Origin of the sequence: Pacificitalea manganoxidans (genome assembly GCF_002504165.1) — a bacterium.
Lineage (GTDB): Bacteria > Pseudomonadota > Alphaproteobacteria > Rhodobacterales > Rhodobacteraceae > Pacificitalea > Pacificitalea manganoxidans.
In genome coordinates, this window is the sequence record NZ_CP021404.1 from 990,774 (window position 1) to 1,007,914 (window position 17,141).

14 protein-coding genes and 1 tRNA gene are annotated in these 17,141 nt (G+C 63.2%); 10 read left to right on the forward strand and 5 right to left on the reverse strand.

Annotated elements, in window-relative coordinates; genetic code table 11:
- Positions 1–136: 136 nt before the first annotated feature.
- From pdxH to CBW24_RS04550, 4 genes are all read left to right on the forward strand, one after another.
- Positions 137–778, forward strand: a complete 642-nt coding sequence (gene pdxH / locus CBW24_RS04535; protein ID WP_088663222.1) for a pyridoxamine 5'-phosphate oxidase — start codon at positions 137–139, stop codon at positions 776–778.
- Between the two features lie 166 nt (positions 779–944).
- Positions 945–1,472, forward strand: coding sequence for a cold-shock protein (locus CBW24_RS04540; protein WP_088663221.1), 528 nt, complete (start codon positions 945–947; stop codon positions 1,470–1,472).
- 3 nt (positions 1,473–1,475) lie between these two features.
- A complete protein-coding gene (locus CBW24_RS04545; protein WP_097372812.1) occupies positions 1,476–1,991 on the forward strand; it encodes a DUF192 domain-containing protein in 516 nt (171 codons plus the stop codon).
- Positions 1,992–2,052: 61 nt separating this feature from the next.
- Positions 2,053–2,129 (forward strand) — tRNA-Pro (locus CBW24_RS04550).
- Positions 2,130–2,147: 18 nt separating this feature from the next.
- Here CBW24_RS04550 and CBW24_RS04555 read toward each other — a convergent pair.
- On the reverse strand, positions 2,148–2,867 hold the full coding sequence (locus CBW24_RS04555) for a MauE/DoxX family redox-associated membrane protein (protein WP_097374121.1): 720 nt from the start codon (positions 2,865–2,867) through the stop codon (positions 2,148–2,150).
- A gap of 807 nt (positions 2,868–3,674) precedes the next feature.
- Here CBW24_RS04555 and CBW24_RS04560 point away from each other — a divergent pair.
- Complete coding sequence (locus tag CBW24_RS04560) at positions 3,675–7,313, forward strand: vitamin B12-dependent ribonucleotide reductase (RefSeq protein ID WP_097372813.1); 3,639 nt, start codon at positions 3,675–3,677, stop codon at positions 7,311–7,313.
- A 179-nt stretch (positions 7,314–7,492) separates the two neighbouring features.
- Here CBW24_RS04560 and CBW24_RS04565 read toward each other — a convergent pair whose 3' ends face one another.
- The gene (locus CBW24_RS04565; RefSeq protein WP_097372814.1) at positions 7,493–8,437 is read right to left on the reverse strand and encodes a YihY/virulence factor BrkB family protein; all 945 of its coding nucleotides are present in this window, start codon (positions 8,435–8,437) and stop codon (positions 7,493–7,495) included.
- Between the two features lie 285 nt (positions 8,438–8,722).
- Here CBW24_RS04565 and CBW24_RS04570 point away from each other — a divergent pair, with 285 nt between their 5' ends.
- The 3 genes from CBW24_RS04570 (at position 8,723) to CBW24_RS04580 (ending at position 12,272) form a co-directional block, all read left to right on the forward strand.
- On the forward strand, positions 8,723–9,571 hold the full coding sequence (locus tag CBW24_RS04570; protein WP_232530111.1) for a MipA/OmpV family protein: 849 nt from the start codon (positions 8,723–8,725) through the stop codon (positions 9,569–9,571).
- Between the two features lie 244 nt (positions 9,572–9,815).
- The gene (locus tag CBW24_RS04575) at positions 9,816–10,922 is read left to right on the forward strand and encodes a PRC-barrel domain-containing protein (RefSeq protein WP_198405230.1); all 1,107 of its coding nucleotides are present in this window, start codon (positions 9,816–9,818) and stop codon (positions 10,920–10,922) included.
- A gap of 195 nt (positions 10,923–11,117) precedes the next feature.
- Complete coding sequence (locus CBW24_RS04580) at positions 11,118–12,272, forward strand: mechanosensitive ion channel family protein (protein ID WP_097372816.1); 1,155 nt, start codon at positions 11,118–11,120, stop codon at positions 12,270–12,272.
- Positions 12,273–12,275: 3 nt separating this feature from the next.
- On the opposite strand, the gene CBW24_RS04585 is transcribed toward CBW24_RS04580, so the two are convergent.
- From CBW24_RS04585 to CBW24_RS18580, 3 genes are read right to left on the reverse strand one after another with little or no spacing between them, the layout of a single operon-like run.
- The gene (locus CBW24_RS04585; protein ID WP_157773066.1) at positions 12,276–12,500 is read right to left on the reverse strand and encodes a hypothetical protein; all 225 of its coding nucleotides are present in this window, start codon (positions 12,498–12,500) and stop codon (positions 12,276–12,278) included.
- 58 nt (positions 12,501–12,558) lie between these two features.
- Positions 12,559–13,401, reverse strand: coding sequence for a sulfotransferase domain-containing protein (locus CBW24_RS04590; protein ID WP_097372818.1), 843 nt, complete (start codon positions 13,399–13,401; stop codon positions 12,559–12,561).
- The gene (locus tag CBW24_RS18580) at positions 13,398–15,800 is read right to left on the reverse strand and encodes a glycosyltransferase family 2 protein (RefSeq protein WP_232530113.1); all 2,403 of its coding nucleotides are present in this window, start codon (positions 15,798–15,800) and stop codon (positions 13,398–13,400) included. The genes CBW24_RS04590 and CBW24_RS18580 overlap by 4 nt, the downstream gene beginning before the upstream one ends.
- A 256-nt stretch (positions 15,801–16,056) precedes the next feature.
- Here CBW24_RS18580 and CBW24_RS04605 point away from each other — a divergent pair, with 256 nt between their 5' ends.
- Both CBW24_RS04605 and CBW24_RS04610 read left to right on the forward strand, forming a co-directional pair.
- A complete protein-coding gene (locus CBW24_RS04605; protein ID WP_088663213.1) occupies positions 16,057–16,659 on the forward strand; it encodes a superoxide dismutase in 603 nt (200 codons plus the stop codon).
- 88 nt (positions 16,660–16,747) lie between these two features.
- On the forward strand, positions 16,748–17,047 hold the full coding sequence (locus CBW24_RS04610) for a Dabb family protein (protein ID WP_097372819.1): 300 nt from the start codon (positions 16,748–16,750) through the stop codon (positions 17,045–17,047).
- The last annotated feature ends 94 nt before the right edge of the window (positions 17,048–17,141 follow it).

The window sequence follows — 17,141 nt, forward strand, 5'->3', positions numbered from 1 at the left end:
AGAGGATGTCATGCGTAAACTTGAATACTTGGTTCCGCGGACGAAGTTTGGTTTGAGGGCAGGTGATTTAGGTTCAACGGGTCCGAGGCGATGAGCGCAGGGGCCCGGACGGCGGCAGGAGACCGAGGTGAGCAGAATGACGACCGACGACAGCGCAACGCGCGACGGGCAGGATGCCGAGCGTAGCGGCATTTTCGCAGGCAGCGATCCCTTTGCGATCGCGCGCGCGTGGCTGGCGGAGGCCGAGCAGGCGGAGCCGAACGATCCCAACGCCATTGCCCTGTCCACGGTGGATGCCGATGGCGCGCCCAATGCGCGCATGGTGCTGCTGAAGGAAATCTCGGACGACGCGTTCGTGTTTTACACCAATTACGGATCGGTAAAGGCGCAGGAGATCGACGCCGCCGGGAAATGCGCGTTCGTCATGCACTGGAAATCGCTGCGGCGTCAGATCCGCGTGCGGGGCACGACCCGGCGCGAGGATGGCGCGAAGGCCGACGCCTATTACGCGTCGCGCTCGCTCAAAAGCCGGCTGGGCGCGTGGGCGTCCGATCAAAGCAAGCCGCTGTCATCGCGCGGTGCGCTGATGGCACGGGTCGCGGAGGCCGGTGTGACCCACGGACCCAATCCCGCCCGCCCGCCATTCTGGGGCGGGTTCCGTATCGACCCATTCGAGATCGAGTTCTGGGCTGACGGCGCGTTCCGTCTGCATGACCGGTTTCGCTGGACCCGCCTGTCGCCCGCGTCAACTTGGGCGGTAGAGCGCCTCAATCCCTGACATTCGCGCTTCGTGAATGACAAACCTCTGGAACTCTGCTGTTTTTTAAGGTTCATTCAACCTGCCACTCACATACGGATGACGTCGTCATATTTCGGCGCGGGATCCGACCAACTGGTGTTCCGGACCTGTCCGGTGCGCCCTGAACAAAGAAGAATTCGTGTCGATGAAAGATGAATCCTGTCCGCGACCACTCAGCGGACGCGTAAAATGGTTCGACCCGGCCAAGGGCTTTGGCTTCGTCGTCGCCGATGAGGGCGGACCCGACATTCTGTTGCATGCCAACGTGCTACGGAATTTTGGGCAAAGCTCTGTCGCGGATGGCGCGGGCGTCGAGATCATCGTGCAGGAGACGCCGCGCGGTGTTCAGGCGGTCGAGGTCGTGCGGATCGAACCGCCCGAAACCCACGATGCCCCCCCGATGGAGGACGTTGCGGCACTTGACCCCGAAGTGCTCAACGCGCTGCCTCTGGAACCGGCCCGCGTGAAGTGGTTCGATAAGGCCAAGGGATTCGGTTTCGCCAATATCTTTGGTCTGGCGGAAGACATTTTTGTCCATATCGAGGTCGTGCGCCGCTCCGGTCTTGCAGATTTGCAACCGGGCGAGGCCGTGGGACTGCGTGTGGTCGAGGGGCGCCGTGGCAAGATGGCCACACAGGTCTGTTCCTGGGAGATGGCGCTGAAGGGGGAGTGACCTATGGGCAAGGCGGGCGTGACGATCGGAGCCTTCGTGGCGATGTGGGTGCTGTTTCTGGCAGCGCCGGTGATGGCCGCCCCGGTCTGTAGCCCCGAACAGGTCGATCTGCGCGGTGACTTTGGCACGGCGCGGTTCAGCGTCGCGGTCGCCGACGACCCGAGAGAACGCGCGCAGGGGCTGATGCATGTGGACCGCATGGCCCGCTCCACCGGGATGATATTTCTCTATCCCGCACCGCAAACGGCTGCGTTCTGGATGAAGAACACGCTTATCCCGCTCGACATGATTTTCGTCAGCGCGGATGGCGTGGTGCGCAAGGTCCATGAAAACGCGATCCCGCAGGATCTGACCCCGATCCCCGGCGGCGACGACATCGTCGCGGTGCTGGAGATCAATGGTGGGTTGTCCGGCGCGCTGGGGATCGAGGCGGGGGCCGAAATGCGGCACCCGGCCTTTGGCGCCGAGGCAGCATGGGCCTGTCCCGAGGGCGAAACCCAAAGCTTGCCCGAAAACTGAACGGCACCCGGTCGAAAGACGCTTTTCAACCTCGTCCGCAGCGCGTAGAGATCGCGCCAGTCGGGGCGTGGCGCAGCTTGGTAGCGCGACGGTTTTGGGTACCGTAGGTCGTAGGTTCGAATCCTATCGCCCCGACCATTCAGCCAGATCCAGACGTCAGCCGATGAGGTAGACGCGGATCGGCATCCACAGCCCCATCACCACCATCATCAGGTTTTCGGTCAGCGAGATGAAGCCCAGCGGCACCGACGAGCCGCCGCCGACGCAGGCGCATTTCAGTTCCCGTTTCTGGATGTAGACGGCGTAGAAGACCGAGATCGCCCCGACCGTCCCGATAAACAGGGCCACCGGCGCCGACAGCCACGTCAACGCGCCCGAAATCATCAGCACGCCCGCCGCCGTTTCGGCGAAGGGGTAGATATAGGCGTAGCGCACCCAGCGTTGTCCCAGCAGGTCGTAATTCAGGAACATGGAGGAGAAGCTTTCCACATCCTGAAGTTTTTGCAGCCCCAGCAAGGTCATGCCGAAGGCGATGAACAGTTCGAATACCCGCAGGCTGAGCAGGGCGCCTTCGACCCGCCATGTCACGGCAAAGGCGATCAGCGCGGCGCAGGCAAAGATCGCGATCACCGGGCGATAGGTTGTTTCATCCTCATCGGGCAGGGGTTTGTCGAAATGGGCCCGCAGGTCGTCGTAGCCGCCGATGCGGGTGCCGTCGATAAAGGTCTGTGGGGTCGTTTCCACCCCGTGTTTTTGCATGAAGGCATCGGTCGCCTCGCGGGTTTCGAGCCAGTTATCCTCGACCGTGTAGCCCTGCTGCTCCAGCAGATCCTTGCTTTTGAGGCCATAGGGACAGACGTGTTTGTCCATCACCATCCGGTAAAGCACGGCGGTTTTGCCGTGGGCGCGGTCTGCGGGCGGGGTGTGAGTGTGATCGCTGGCGTCTTTCATCTGGGTCTCCTGAGCGGGCGGCGGGGGCAGGGGCGCGAATCGCCAAGGGCGGGATCGCGGGCTGAATCTGCCGATATGCAGCGGATCAACGGGCCTACGCCGCTGGAAGGTTCCGCGACGTTGTGAAATTTCGGCAACACCGGGCGGCGGATCGCGCGGGGGGGCGGGGAATTTCCGCGCTGCCGGGGAAATGGGCGCGGCGGGCTGTGGGCCTGTGGGCAGCCGCGCGAATACCGGCATCGGGCGCCCCTGCGCCGGACCGCGCGGGCGACCCTAGGTCAGCCGCTAAGCCCCGCGATCACGGCAATTTTCGCTCGCAATCCCCCCGATCCGGCAGGGCGGGGCAAAATGTGAGGGGTTTCGTTCACAGGCTGTGGAGGAATCGAGCAGCCGCGCCCCGACAGCGCCGCAATGGCCCGCGTCAAACAAAATCCGGGTGCTCCGTAGACGAAAATCAAGTTGACCGATGCGCGGAAACTGCGTCAGTTTGTGTGCATCAACGGGGCCTCCACTACATCTAGTGGGCCTCGGCGCAGAGATACATTGCCAGCCAAGATCAGTTCGGACGCCCACAGGCGCCGGCCGACGCCCTGTTCCGGGGGGTCTGGCGCGGTGGCGGTGCGCCTTGATCGAAGAAGGGCGCGCGTGCGGGGGCCGCGGGACACCTAGGGCAATCAACAAGCAAGGGCGGGGCAGTCGCCCGTCAGGGACGTCGAGGGGCGCGGGGACGATATGAAGATCGAACGCAAATTCACCACCGCCGGGCAGGATGCCTATGCCGGGATCGACTTTACCCGGACCGGCTCGGAAATCCGCAACCCGGACGGCACCGTGGTGTTCAAGCTCGACAATATCGAGATCCCCGAAAGCTGGAGCCAAGTCGCCGCCGACGTCATCGCGCAGAAATATTTCCGCAAGGCGGGCGTGGCCGCACGGCTGAAGAAGGTGCGCGAGAAGGGCGTGCCGGAGTTTCTGTGGCGCTCGGTTCCCGATGAGGCCGCGCTGAAGGATCTGCCGGAGGCGGAGCGCATGGGCGGGGAGACGTCCTCCACGCAGGTTTTCGACCGGCTTGCGGGGACATGGGCGTATTGGGGCTGGAAGGGCGGCTATTTCACTACCGAGGCCGACGCGCGCGCCTATTACGATGAGATGCGCCATATGCTGGCCACCCAGCGCGCCGCGCCGAACAGCCCGCAATGGTTCAACACCGGCCTGCATTGGGCCTATGGCATCGATGGTCCGGGGCAGGGGCATTACTATGTCGATTACAAAACCGGTAAGCTGACCCGCTCAACCAGCGCCTATGAGCATCCGCAGCCGCATGCCTGTTTCATCCAGTCCGTGTCCGACGATCTGGTGACCGAGGGCGGCATCATGGATCTGTGGGTGCGCGAGGCGCGGCTGTTCAAATACGGCTCCGGCACGGGCACCAACTTCTCCTCCCTGCGGGCCGAGGGGGAGCCGCTGTCGGGCGGGGGCAAATCGTCGGGGCTGATGGGGTTCCTGAAGATCGGTGACCGGGCGGCGGGGGCGATCAAGTCGGGTGGCACCACGCGCCGCGCGGCCAAGATGGTGATTTGCGACGCCGACCATCCCGATATCGAAGATTTCGTGAACTGGAAGGTGCGCGAGGAGCAGAAGGTCGCGTCCATCGTCGCGGGCTCCAAAATGCATGAGCAGAAGCTCAACGAGATCTTCGCGGCTATCGCGGAATTCGACGGCACGATGGCGGAGGCCACCGACCCGAAGGTGAACGACGCGCTGAAGACCGCGGTGCGCGCGGCAAAGCGCGTGGCGATCCCCGAAACCTACGTCAACCGGGTGCTGCAATACGCGCGGCAGGGCTATAGCGCGATCGAGTTCCCGACCTATGACACCGATTGGGACAGCGAAGCCTATGCCTCCGTCTCTGGGCAGAATTCCAACAATTCGGTGCGGGTGACGGATGCGTTTTTGCAGGCGGTGCGCGATGACGCCCCGTGGGAGTTGATCCGCCGCACCGATGGCACGGTGGCGAAAACCGTTTCGGCGCGCGAATTGTGGGAGCAAATCGGCCATGCCGCATGGGCCTGCGCCGACCCGGGTATCCAGTTCCACGATACCGTCAACGCGTGGCACACCTGCCCCGAAGATGGCGCGATCCGCGGCTCGAACCCGTGTTCGGAATACATGTTCCTCGATGACACGGCCTGTAACCTTGCCTCGATGAACCTACTGAGTTTCTACCGGGACGGGCAGTTCGCAGCGGAGGAGTATGTCCACGCGACGCGGCTGTGGACCCTGACGCTGGAAATCAGCGTGACGATGGCGCAGTTCCCGTCAAAGGAGATCGCGCAGCTGTCCTATGACTTCCGCACGCTGGGACTGGGCTATGCCAATATTGGCGGGCTCTTGATGAACATGGGCTACAGCTACGATTCCGCCGAAGGCCGCGCGCTATGTGGGGCGTTGACGGCGGTGATGACCGGCACGGCCTATGCGACCTCGGCCGAGATCGCGGGCGAGTTGGGCGCTTTCGCCAGCTATGAGCGCAATGCGGCGCATATGCTGCGGGTGATCCGCAACCACCGCACCGCCGCCTATGGCCGGACCGAGGGGTATGAGGCGCTGGCCGTGCCGCCGGTGCCGCTCGATCACGCCAACTGCCCGGATGAAAACCTGTCGGCGCTGGCCAAGGCTGCGTGGGACGACGCCCTGCGGCTGGGCGAGGCGCATGGGTTCCGCAACGCGCAGACCACCGTGATCGCGCCCACCGGCACCATCGGGCTGGTGATGGATTGCGACACGACCGGGATCGAGCCGGATTTCGCGCTGGTGAAGTTCAAGAAGCTCGCGGGCGGTGGGTATTTCAAGATCATCAACCGTTCGGTGCCCGGTGCGCTGACGACGCTGGGCTACCGCGCGGGGGAGGTCGAGGAGATCATCGCCTATGCCGTGGGGCACGGCACGCTGGGCAATGCGCCCGGCATCAATCACACGGCGCTGGTCGGGCATGGGTTTGGGCAGGCAGAGATCGACAAGATCGAGGCCGCGTTGCCTTCGGCCTTCGACATCCGGTTCGTGTTCAACCAGTGGACGCTGGGCGCGGAGTTCTGCACCGATGTGCTAGGCATTCCGGCTGACAAGATGGCCGATCCGACCTTTGACATGCTGAAGCATCTGGGCTTCACCCGCGCGCAGATCGACGCGGCGAACGACCATGTTTGCGGGACGATGACGCTGGAAGGCGCGCCGCATCTGGACCCGGCGCATTACCCGGTCTTCGACTGCGCCAATGCCTGCGGCAAGCGGGGCACGCGGTATCTGTCCGTCGACAGCCACATTCACATGATGGCGGCGGCGCAAAGCTTCATATCCGGCGCGATTTCCAAGACGATCAACATGCCCAACGATGCCACCATCGCGGATTGTCAGGCGGCGTATGAGCTGTCTTGGTCGCTGGGGGTGAAGGCGAACGCGCTCTATCGCGACGGCTCGAAGCTGAGCCAGCCGCTGGCCTCCGCGTTGGTCGAGGATGACGACGAGGCCACAGAGGTGCTGGAGCACGGCTCCGTCCCCGAAAAGGCTGTCGTGCTGGCCGAGAAGATCATCGAGAAGGTCGTCATCAAGGAACTGGTCCGCACGCATCGCGAAAAGATGCCCGAGCGGCGCAAGGGCTACACCCAGAAGGCCATTGTCGGCGGGCATAAGGTCTATCTCCGCACCGGCGAATATGCCGATGGCGCGCTGGGCGAGATATTCATCGACATGCATAAGGAAGGCGCAGGCTTCCGCGCGATGATGAACAATTTCGCCATCGCGGTGTCCGTCGGGCTGCAATATGGCGTGCCGCTGGAGGAATTCGTCGATGCGTTCACCTTCACCAAATTCGAGCCTGCGGGCATGGTGCAGGGCAATGACAGCATTAAGAACGCGACCTCGATCCTCGATTATATCTTCCGTGAATTGGCGGTGAGCTATCTGGACCGCACCGATCTGGCCCATGTGAAGCCCGAAGGCGCGAGCTTTGACGATCTGGGCCGGGGCGAGGACGAGGGCCGCAGCAACCCCGCCGAGCCGCATGGCACGGCAGCCAGCAAATCGCTGGAGGTGCTGAAACAGATTTCGTCCTCCGGGTATCTGCGCAAACGGGTGCCGCAGGATCTGGTGGCGTTGCAGGCGGGGATCACCCCGCGCGGCGAGGATCTGACCACCGGCGCGGCGGTCGTGGGGGCAACCAGCGCGGCGGCGCTGAGCCTCGATGCGCGGACCAAGGCCCGGATGCAGGGCTATGAGGGCGATCCCTGCGGCGAATGCGGCAACTACACCCTGGTGCGCAACGGCACCTGCATGAAGTGCAACACCTGCGGCGGCACGTCCGGGTGTAGCTGAGGTTTCGTGCCCGGCGTCCCATGAGGCCGGGCACGGGTTCAGGGATGGCGGTGCCATCCCGCGCGGTCGGGGCCGCAGGCAAAAACATGGAGCGGTATCTAATCACGAGCCCCGAAAGCGAAACTGAAAGGCGCCCCGCGGGGCGCCTTCTTTTTGTCCGCTGGAGGAGGGCGGGCGGCTCAATCCGCCGTTTCGCCCAGTTTGTCGGCCTTTTCCGCGCCGCGTTGCCCCATCGGTTCATCCGGGCCGGTGGTGGTATCGACCTTAGTCTGGGCTTCGATTTCGGAATTCAGCTCCCCGCCCATCAGCACGATATAGGCCGACAGCCACAGCCACATCAGCAGGACGATCACGCCCGCCATGCTGCCGAAGGTTTCGTTGTAGCTGCCGAAATTGCCGACATAGAGCGAAAACGCGATCGACCCTACCAGCCACAGAACGCAGGCCGCGATTGCGCCGGGGGTCAGCCAGCGCCAGCGGGCGTCCTCGCGCGACGGACCCCAACGGTAAAGCGCGGCCAGCCCGCCCAGCGTCAGCACCGCCAGCACGACCCAGCGCGCCAGCCCCAACACGGCCTCCAACCAGCCGGGCAGGGGCAGAAGATCCAGCACGATGGGCAGCGCCAGCGCCCCGCCCAGACCCGCCAGCAGGCCGATGATGAGCAGCAGCGTCAGCCCCAGTTTCACTGCCGTGAGTTTGATGAAGCCGCGGGTTTCCTCTTCGTCGAAGGCGACGTTGAGACCCTCCATCAGGCTGCCCATACCTTTCGACGCGGAATAGAGCGCAAGCCCCAGACCCAGCACAAAGGCGAGCCCCAGACCGCCCTCCTGCGAGCCCGCGACGGCGACGGCCTGATCGATGACGATTTGCGCCGCCTGTTCGGGCATGACGCTGGCGAAAGATTCGATTTGTCGGGTGATTTCGGACGGCTCCAGCGCCAGACCGGCCAGCGCCATCAATGCCGTGATCGCCGGAAACAGCGCCATCAACCCGTAAAACGCCACGCCCGCCGCGATCAGACCGACATGGTCGCTGCTGATCTCGTCCTTGACCCGCATGGCAATGTCTTTCCAGCCCGGCTTGGGGATTTCCTGGGGTTTTTCGGCGTGACGTCCGCGGGACATGGGAGGCTCCTGTTCTGGTTTCAGACCCTGACGCCGGATGTCGTGGCAGGGCCCGTCGCAGGCTTAACCTGTGCGGGGTAAGCGGGGTTCCGCGCATCCGGGCAGCTATTGCCCGGCTTTAGCGGGCTGAGCGGCTTTCAACCGATCCATTCTTACAACACCGGCGCGGGATCGCTGCCGGGCTGATTGATGGGGGCGCCCGTTGCGGGATAGGTGGGGCATCCACTTCATCCCCGGTGATGCACCCGCGTCGCGCCCCGGACGCCAGCCGCAAGGAGCCTCCTTATGACCATCCGTATTTCGCAGTCGGCCACTGCCACCATGCTCTCCTCGGCGGCGTTTGTGCTGACGATCGCCGCGACGCCCGCGCTGGCTGGCAATGTCGATCCCGTGATGATCGAGCCCGCGCCCGTCACCCCCGTCGCCGCGCCTGCCGCTGCACCGGCCTTTGTGTTCTCGCTGCGCGGCGGTGTCGCCACGGCGCCGGAATATTTCGGCTCGGACGAATACACTGTTGGACCTGATTTGGGGTTCCGTTTCCACGGGCTGCGTCTGGGCGGGCTGGAATTTGGCGATCCCGATCCGCTGGCCACCCGCCGCGGCCTGTCGTTCCGCGGGTCGTTCCGCTATGTCGACGAAATCGACACCTCGGAATATGACGAGTTGGACGGGCTGGACGATGTGGACGCCACCTATGAACTGGGCGGCGGCGTGTCTTATGGCGGTGCGAACTACATGGTGTTCGCGGATGCCCGCTACGGCATCGGCGGTCACGAAAGCTGGGTCGCGGAACTGGGCGGTGACATCATCGCGCGCCCGACCGAAAAGCTGTCGATTACCTTTGGTCCGCGTTTCCTGCTGGGCGATGACGGCTATGCCGACACCTATTTCAGCGTCGATGACGACGAAGCTGGCACGCTCGACGCCTATGACGCCGATGGCGGGCTGATCACCGCCGGTGTCGAACTGGGCGCGCGGTATCAGTTCAATCAGGATTGGGGCATCGAAAGCGCGCTGACCTACGACAAGTTCGTGAATGACGCCGCCGACAGCCCGATTGTCGAGGCGGGCAGCGACGAGCAGTGGGGCCTGCGGCTTGGCATCACCCGCCGCTTTACCATCGGCGCGTTCTGAGCACCCGATCCATTGGATGATTTTGACAGGCGCCCCGAGGGGCGCCTGTTGCGTTTTAAACTCCATATAATTGCGTCCTGCATCCGGCGAAAACCATGCGTGGCCAATCGGTTAAGCTAAGAGGCAACCGGTTCCCGCGACCTGCGAAAAAAGTTTTGGGAACTGACCGGGCAGGCACGGGCTTGCTCTGTCATACGGACTGCGCATGACAGCGCGGTCTGAGCAACTTTCGCAGGAGGAAGTCATGAAACGTATTCTGACCACCAGCGCCATTGTGGCGCTCATGTCCGGTCCGGTTTTTGCCGAAGCACATATGCAAAAGGGTGAAGCCGACGCCGAAGCACAGGCGACCGGCACCGCATCCTATGGTGATTTTGCCAGCGCGCAGGGCCTGCAGGGCTACCGCGCGACCGATTTCATCGGCAAAACCATCTACATCCCCGAAGCCGACGCAGAAGCCGGTAACGAAGGTGAGCTGACCGACCCGTCCGAGAATTGGGAAAGCGTTGGCGACATCGGCGACATCATCCTGTCCTCCGATGGTCAGATCCAGAACGTGATCGCCGATATCGGCGGCTTCCTCGGCATGGGCGAGCGTCAGGTGGCGATCTCCATGGATGAGCTGGATTTCATGGCCGATGGCGATGACGAAGATGATTTCTTCCTCGTCTATAACGGCGACCGCTCGATCCTCGAAGAAGCGGATGAATTCTCGTGGGGCGAAGGCCTTGAGAACGAAGACACTGCTGCTTCGGACCAGCAGATGGCTGAAGGCACCGTAGCCGAAGAAGCCGAAGCCGAAACCGAGGAAATGGCGGCGGATGCCGAAGCCATGACTGAAGAAGCCGGTGACGAAGTGGCCGAGGCCGCGAACGAAGCCGAAGCCGAGACCGAGGAAATGGCCGCTGAGGCCGAAGCCGAGATCGAAGGCGAAAACGACGGTGTCGTGGCCGAAGCTGATGCGGAGACCAACACCGAAACCGACGCGGCAGTCCCGGCCACCGGCACCACCGAAATGGCTGCGACCGACCCCGCCAATGCAGAAATGCAGATGGTTCCGGTTGAAGTGTCGTCCGTCTCCACCGACGATCTGATCGGCGTGTCCGTGATGGGCAGCGACGACCAGCGCATCGGCGAGATCGGTGAACTGATCGTGGCCGACGATGGCACCATCAACGAAGCCATCATCGACGTTGGTGGTTTCCTGGGCATTGGCGAAAAGCCGGTTGCCGTGTCGTTCGAGGAAATCGAACTGATGCGCGAAGGCGAAGGCGGTCCGCTGACCGCTCGCGTCAACGCCACCGAAGACGAACTGGAAGGCATGAATGCCTACGAAGAGAACGACGGCTAATCCCGTCACCCTCTTTACCAGACCCTGTTGAGGAAGGGGCCGGTTTACACCGGCCCCTTTTTCGTGGAACCGTGCTGCTTATGCTGCGTTGCGGCATAGGGAGGACAAATCGACCCCGGCGGCGGCGCCGGGGCGGGGTTGTCGTGATCGTGCAGCGCCGCTCCTTGCTGTCCCGGTTCACGGGGGACACGAGACATGGATGAAATTCCGGCGCCGATCGATATGGTCACCGGTCTGATCGACCGCATCCCGAACGAAATCGAAGCTCTGGCCCTGCTCTGTGGCAGTATCGCGATTTTCCTGCTGCTGCATGGGCTCGCCTTTGCGCTTGCGCTGCGGCTGACGGCGGATAAATCGCCGATCCTGCAATCGCTGATCCGCCGCGCGCGCCGCCCCATGCGGCTGGCGTTTGTGCTGGCGTCGCTGGTCATCACGCTGCCCTATCTGAACCTGCCCTATGGCTGGGAACGGATGCTGGCCCATACCGCGCAGGTGCTGATGATCGTGATTATCGGCTGGACGGCGTATATCCTTGTCAATCATTTCACCGACCGCTCCATCCTGCGCCACCGCATGGATGAGGAGCCGGGGCTGGAGACGCGCAAATACGTCACGCAGGTGAAGGTGCTGCGCCGGATCGCCAATATCGTGTTGATCCTGCTGACCTCCATCGCCGTCCTGCTTACCTTTGACGGGGTGCAGGAATACGGCGCGAGCCTGCTGGCCTCCGCCGGGGCGGCGGGTCTGGTTCTGGGTCTGGCGGCGCGGCCTGTTCTGGCGAATGTGATCGCGGGCATTCAGATCGCCCTGACCCAGCCGATCCGCATCGAGGATGTGGTGATCGTCGAAGGGGAATGGGGCTGGATCGAAGAGATCTATTCCACCTATGTCGTCGTTCGGATCTGGGATTGGCGGCGGCTGGTGGTGCCGATTTCCTACTTTATCGAAAAGCCGTTCCAGAACTGGACGCGCGAAGGCTCCTCCATCATCGGCGATGTGACATGGGAGGTCGATTATACGATCCCGGTGGGGGAGGTCCGCGCCCGGCTGATCGAGGCGGTGAAGGAAAGCAAATATTGGGACGGGCAGGTGGTGAACCTGCAGGTCGTCGGCTGCGATAAAGATACGATGACGCTGCGCGGCCTGATGTCTGCTCGCAATGCGCCGCAGACATGGGAACTGCGCTGTGAAATCCGCGAAAAGATGCTGGATTGGTTGCAGCAAGAGCATCTCGACAAGATGCCGCGCGTGCGGGGGGAGTTGGTGATGGCGGGTGGATCGGTCGCTGTGGATGGTGTCGGCCCCGGCGTGGACCGTCGGACCCCGACCGCCCCGCGTCCGGCGGAGTAGCGCCTAGAACCAGTCGCTGATGAGGGCCGGGTCGAGAGGGTCCAGACCGCCGGTCAGATCGGCGGCGGGGATCTCGAACACGCAGACCTCCACCCCGTCCACCTCGGCCATCTCGCAATGCGTGGCGGGCGCGGCGTCGATCATCGCGGCGCAGGCCAGAGCGATCAGGCTGAACTTGGGCAGATGGGCCAGCACATGGTGGCGAGAGGGGCGTTTTGACAGGATCATGCCTCACATACGCGTGAACCACCGTAATGGTTCCATGCCGCTCCACGTGGAACAGGCTTTAGGCGGCGAGGCTGGCGGCCGGGGGGCAGGACTGCACCCAATCGGTGTCGGTGGCATATCCCAGCGCGATCAACGCCTCGCCATAGTCGCGGGCATAGACTTCGGCCACCTCGCGCGGCAGGCGGGTTGTCCATTGCGCGGCGGCGCCGGAGCCGTGATGCAGGCGGCTGAGATAGGCCTGTTCCTGCGCGCCCTTGTCCTGACCAAAGCGGCTGTAATCCCAGAACGCCTGCACCGCGCCGTCGATCTCTAGACCCGCCACATTCAGCCGGGTGAGGGCGGCGCGGAACAGGGTGCAGTCGGTGTCCGCGATCAGGTCTTCGTAGCGCAGTTCCACCGAATTGGGCATGTCATAGTCCCAATCGAGCATCTGACCGACGGTGGTCGCGTGTTTCGCGCGCATCTCGAACAACAGCGCATCGACGTCATTGGTCAGGCTGTTGAGCTTCTCCTGATAGGTCAGCCCGCCCCAGTCGGGGTGGGTGCGCGACAGGAATTTTTCGTTCCCGACCGGGGCGATGCGGTGATAGCGCATGCCTGACAGCAACACGTCGCGCGGATCGCGGATGACGTGCAGAAACCGCGCCTCCGGCATTGCGCGCAACTCCGCCGGGAAGGTCGTGTCCCAATTGACCAGAAGCTGCGGTGCCTCCGGTCCGAGCCGGGCAAGTTTCTGCGGGCGGTTGACCTGATTGAGCGGCAGACCCTGCATGCGCTTGATCTGGTGCAGGGTGCGGCGCATCCAGACCGTGCCGGTCTTATGATGGGTGCCCACGCACAGATAGCGGCCCGGCGGGTCAAGCGGCGCAGCGGCGCGCAGGGCGTCGGGGGTGCATTTCATTCCGCGGCCTCGGCGAAGGAGCCGCTTTCCACGAAGCGGCGCAGTTTCTCGTCGCGCATCTGGTAGGCGATGGCCCGGCGGCAGGTTTCGTGGCAGGCCCGCACCAGCGCCGACAGTTCCGCATCCTGCATCCACGCATCGATCAGCGCCTGCGCGCCATCGCTGCGGATGCTGTTGTCGTAATGGGTGTTGATGTTGAATTTATCCCAATAGTCGGTGTCGATCCGATCCTTGTTTTTGGAATTGGCCGTGCCGCGAAGGCGTTTGAGCAGGAATTCTTCGCGGCTTTTGACGGCGTAGTGGTTCACCTGCGCCAGATCGTAGCCGACCATATCGGCATTCGAGCGCCAGCCTTTTTTGTAGAAGTGATCGCCGGTGTCGCGGCCCGAGCCATTGACCCAGCGCGCCATGCCCGGCTCCAACGTGCGATCCTTGAAGAACCGGGGCCGGTGCACGGCGAAATAGTCAAAGGTCGTTGGCCGGAACAGGGTTTTGAACCCCCAGACCAGCCCGTTTTCGGGGGTGTCGTGATCGGAGCCGTGGGTGAAGCGCCGGGTGACGAAGCCGTCGCGCATATGGGCCTCGCCGGACGATCCCATCAGGCGCCAGTTCACCGAAATCGCATCGGGCGCGTCACAGGCCGCGATCAGCGCATCGACCGAGCCGTCACCGCATTTCACGTTCAGAAATTCATCGGCGTCGATCACCAGCGCCCACTCCGCATGGGCGGCGGCAGGCACCCGGCGGGCGCGGCTGTAGGCGGCACGCTGGGGGTCCATGCGCGGGCCCAGCGGATTGTCGGAATGCTGCACGATGCCCATCTGATCCAGCCGGTTCAGGATCAGGTTGGTGCCGTCGGAGCAGTCGTTCGAAAACAGCACGAAATCGTCGAAGCCGATGGATTTGTGATAGGCCACCCATTCGAGGATATAGGGGCCTTCGTTCTTCATCGTCGAAACCACCACCTTGCGTCCGTTCGAGGGGCGGCGGGGGGCGCAGTAGCGGGGCAGGGTCAGGCGCTCGGGCATGTCAGCGACCGGCTCCGCCGCGGACGATGCGCCAGCCGCGGACTTTTTTTCGGTGTCGTCGTCGACCACCTCACCTTGGGCGCGGCGGGCTTCGCGGGCGTCACGCTTGGCCAGTTCGGCTTCGGCCTCCGCCAGCCGGTCGGCGACCCCGGCGATGGCCTGCGTTTCGCTGTCCTTCACATCCGGCGCGGCATCGACATTGCCGTCGGCGGCGGCGCGCAGGGCGGCGCGGGTGGCGGATTTGCGGGCGGTCTGGCTGCGGGCGATCATCAGCGCGATGGCGCGATCCGACACGCCGCTGTCGCGCATCTGCTGCACCTTTTCCTGCCATGCGCGGGGCAGGTGCTGCGTGAAGAGCACCTCGTCGAGCCGGTCCATCGGCATTTCGCTGGCCTGCTTCAGCTCTGTCAGCCACGCATCATATTCGCCGGTGGTGCGCAGCGCCGCGACACGCTCGGCGTGGTATTCCAGCGCTTGGCGCTGCAACGTGGCGAGGGTCTCGTCCTCCAGCAGATCGGTCATCATGCGGCGGGTGGCGCGGGCGTGGCGGGTGGCGTTCGTGGCCTCGATTTCATTGCGGTCGAAGATCGAGAAATAGGCCGCGTTATATTTGTCGGCCTTGTTGTTCACGTTGCCCCGCATCCGCCGCAGCAGATAGGCCTCGTAGCTTTTGACCGCGTAGTGGTTCAGTTCCACAAGATCATAGCCCAGCGTCGGCTTGGTCGAGCGCCAGCCCGACAGCGCGAAGTCATCGGGCATCGGCTGGCCCGAACCATTGACCCAGTGCTGCGCCAGCATTTGCTGCGCCATGGCAGGGTCTTGCTTGGATTTCTTGATATGGGGGCGATGGATGCCGAGCTTCATGTTGGGATAGGGGCGGAAGATCGTTTTGACGCCCCAGCCCTTTTTGAAGTCATCGGGCGCGGCGCGCGTGTAGCTTTCGGTGACGAGGCCCGGATTCCAGTCGGTCACCCCGTTGGAGCCAAAGAACCGCCATGTGATCGCCATCGCATCCGTGCCTTCGGGCATTTCCGCGATCAGGTCCGAGATGTCGCCGCGTCCGGTCTTGATCGATAGAAACTCATCCGCATCCATCGTCAGAATCCAGTCGCTGTCGGTGACCTGCGGGTTTTTGGTCGCCAGAGACAGGGCGTTGGGCTGCGGTTTCTTGCCCTCGGGCACGTCGTTGCGGAAATGATGGACAAGGCCCAGCTGTTCGAGCCGGATCAGCATCGCGTCGGTGCCGTCGTTGCAGTTGTTGGTGTAGACGCAGATGTTGTCGAAGCCGATATGCCGGTGATAGCAGACCCATTCCAGCAGGGAATGGCCCTCATCCTTCATCATCGACAGGATCGTGTATGTCGCGCTCATCGCGGGTCTCGTCCTTTGGTTTCGGGCGCCGGGGGCGGGTCCGGCGCGCCTTTGTGCACCGTCATCACCTGATCTGACGGGTTTGCGGCTTTCACGGCACCCCGGCGGCAACATTGTGAAACCTGCGCTTTTTAGCGCCGATCGTCACCCGGTTTGCGGGCCTGCCGGGGAATACGGCTTGACCCTTGGGGACCACGGGCACAGATATTGCCCAAGCGATCACGCTTATGCGACACAATGACAAGAGGTTTTTCCAATGGCTTTCGAACTTCCCGATCTTCCCTATGCCCACGATGCGCTGGCCGAGTTCGGCATGTCGAAGGAGACGCTGGAATACCACCACGACATCCACCACAAGGCCTATGTCGACAATGGCAACAAGGCCATCGCTGGCACCGAGTGGGAAAACAAATCGGTCGAAGAGATCATCAAGGGCACCTATGACGCCAACGCCGTCGCCCAGAATGGCATCTTCAACAACGCCTCGCAGTTCTGGAATCACAACCAGTTCTGGGAAATGATGGCCCCCGGCGGTGCCAAGAGCATGCCGTCCGAGCTGGAAAAGGCGCTGACCGACAGCTTCGGCTCCGTCGACAAGTTCAAAGAAGAATTCTCGGCCGCGGGTGCCGGTCAGTTCGGCTCCGGCTGGGCATGGCTGGTCAAGGACACCGATGGCGGCCTGAAGGTCACCAAGACCGAAAACGGCGTGAACCCGCTGTGCTTCGGCCAGACCGCGCTTCTGGGCTGTGATGTGTGGGAGCATTCCTACTACATCGATTTCCGCAACAAGCGTCCGGCCTATCTGACCAACTTCCTCGACAATCTGGTGAACTGGGAAAACGTCGCCTCGCGCATGTAAGCCGCGCCGCGACGCCGCACTGATCTTTGACCCGCCGGCCAGCCCGGCGGGTCTTTTCACGACCAGCCCGCACAAACGAGCCGCCCCCATGATCCGACATATCGTGTTTTTCAGTGTAAAACCGGGAGAAGACCCCGAAACGGTGCATGACGGGCTGTCGCTGCTGACCCGCAATCCGCATTGCCTGCGGCTGGAGATTGGCCGCAACCAGAAGACCGACGCCATCGCTGGCGGCGAAGGGCCGGATTTCGTCGTTTACGGCGAATTCGAGGATGAGGCGCAACTGGCGGCCTATAAGGCGCATCCCCTCTATCAACAGGCGATCGACGTGGTGCGCCCGCTGCGCGATATGCGGATCGCCGCCGATTTCGTCAGCCCCACGGCCTGATCGCGCGCATTGTGGGGCCGATGGGCTCGCGCGCCGGACAGACGGGCAGGAACCGCGCCTGAGGCGATGCGTTTTCCTTCTATAACAAGGAAGG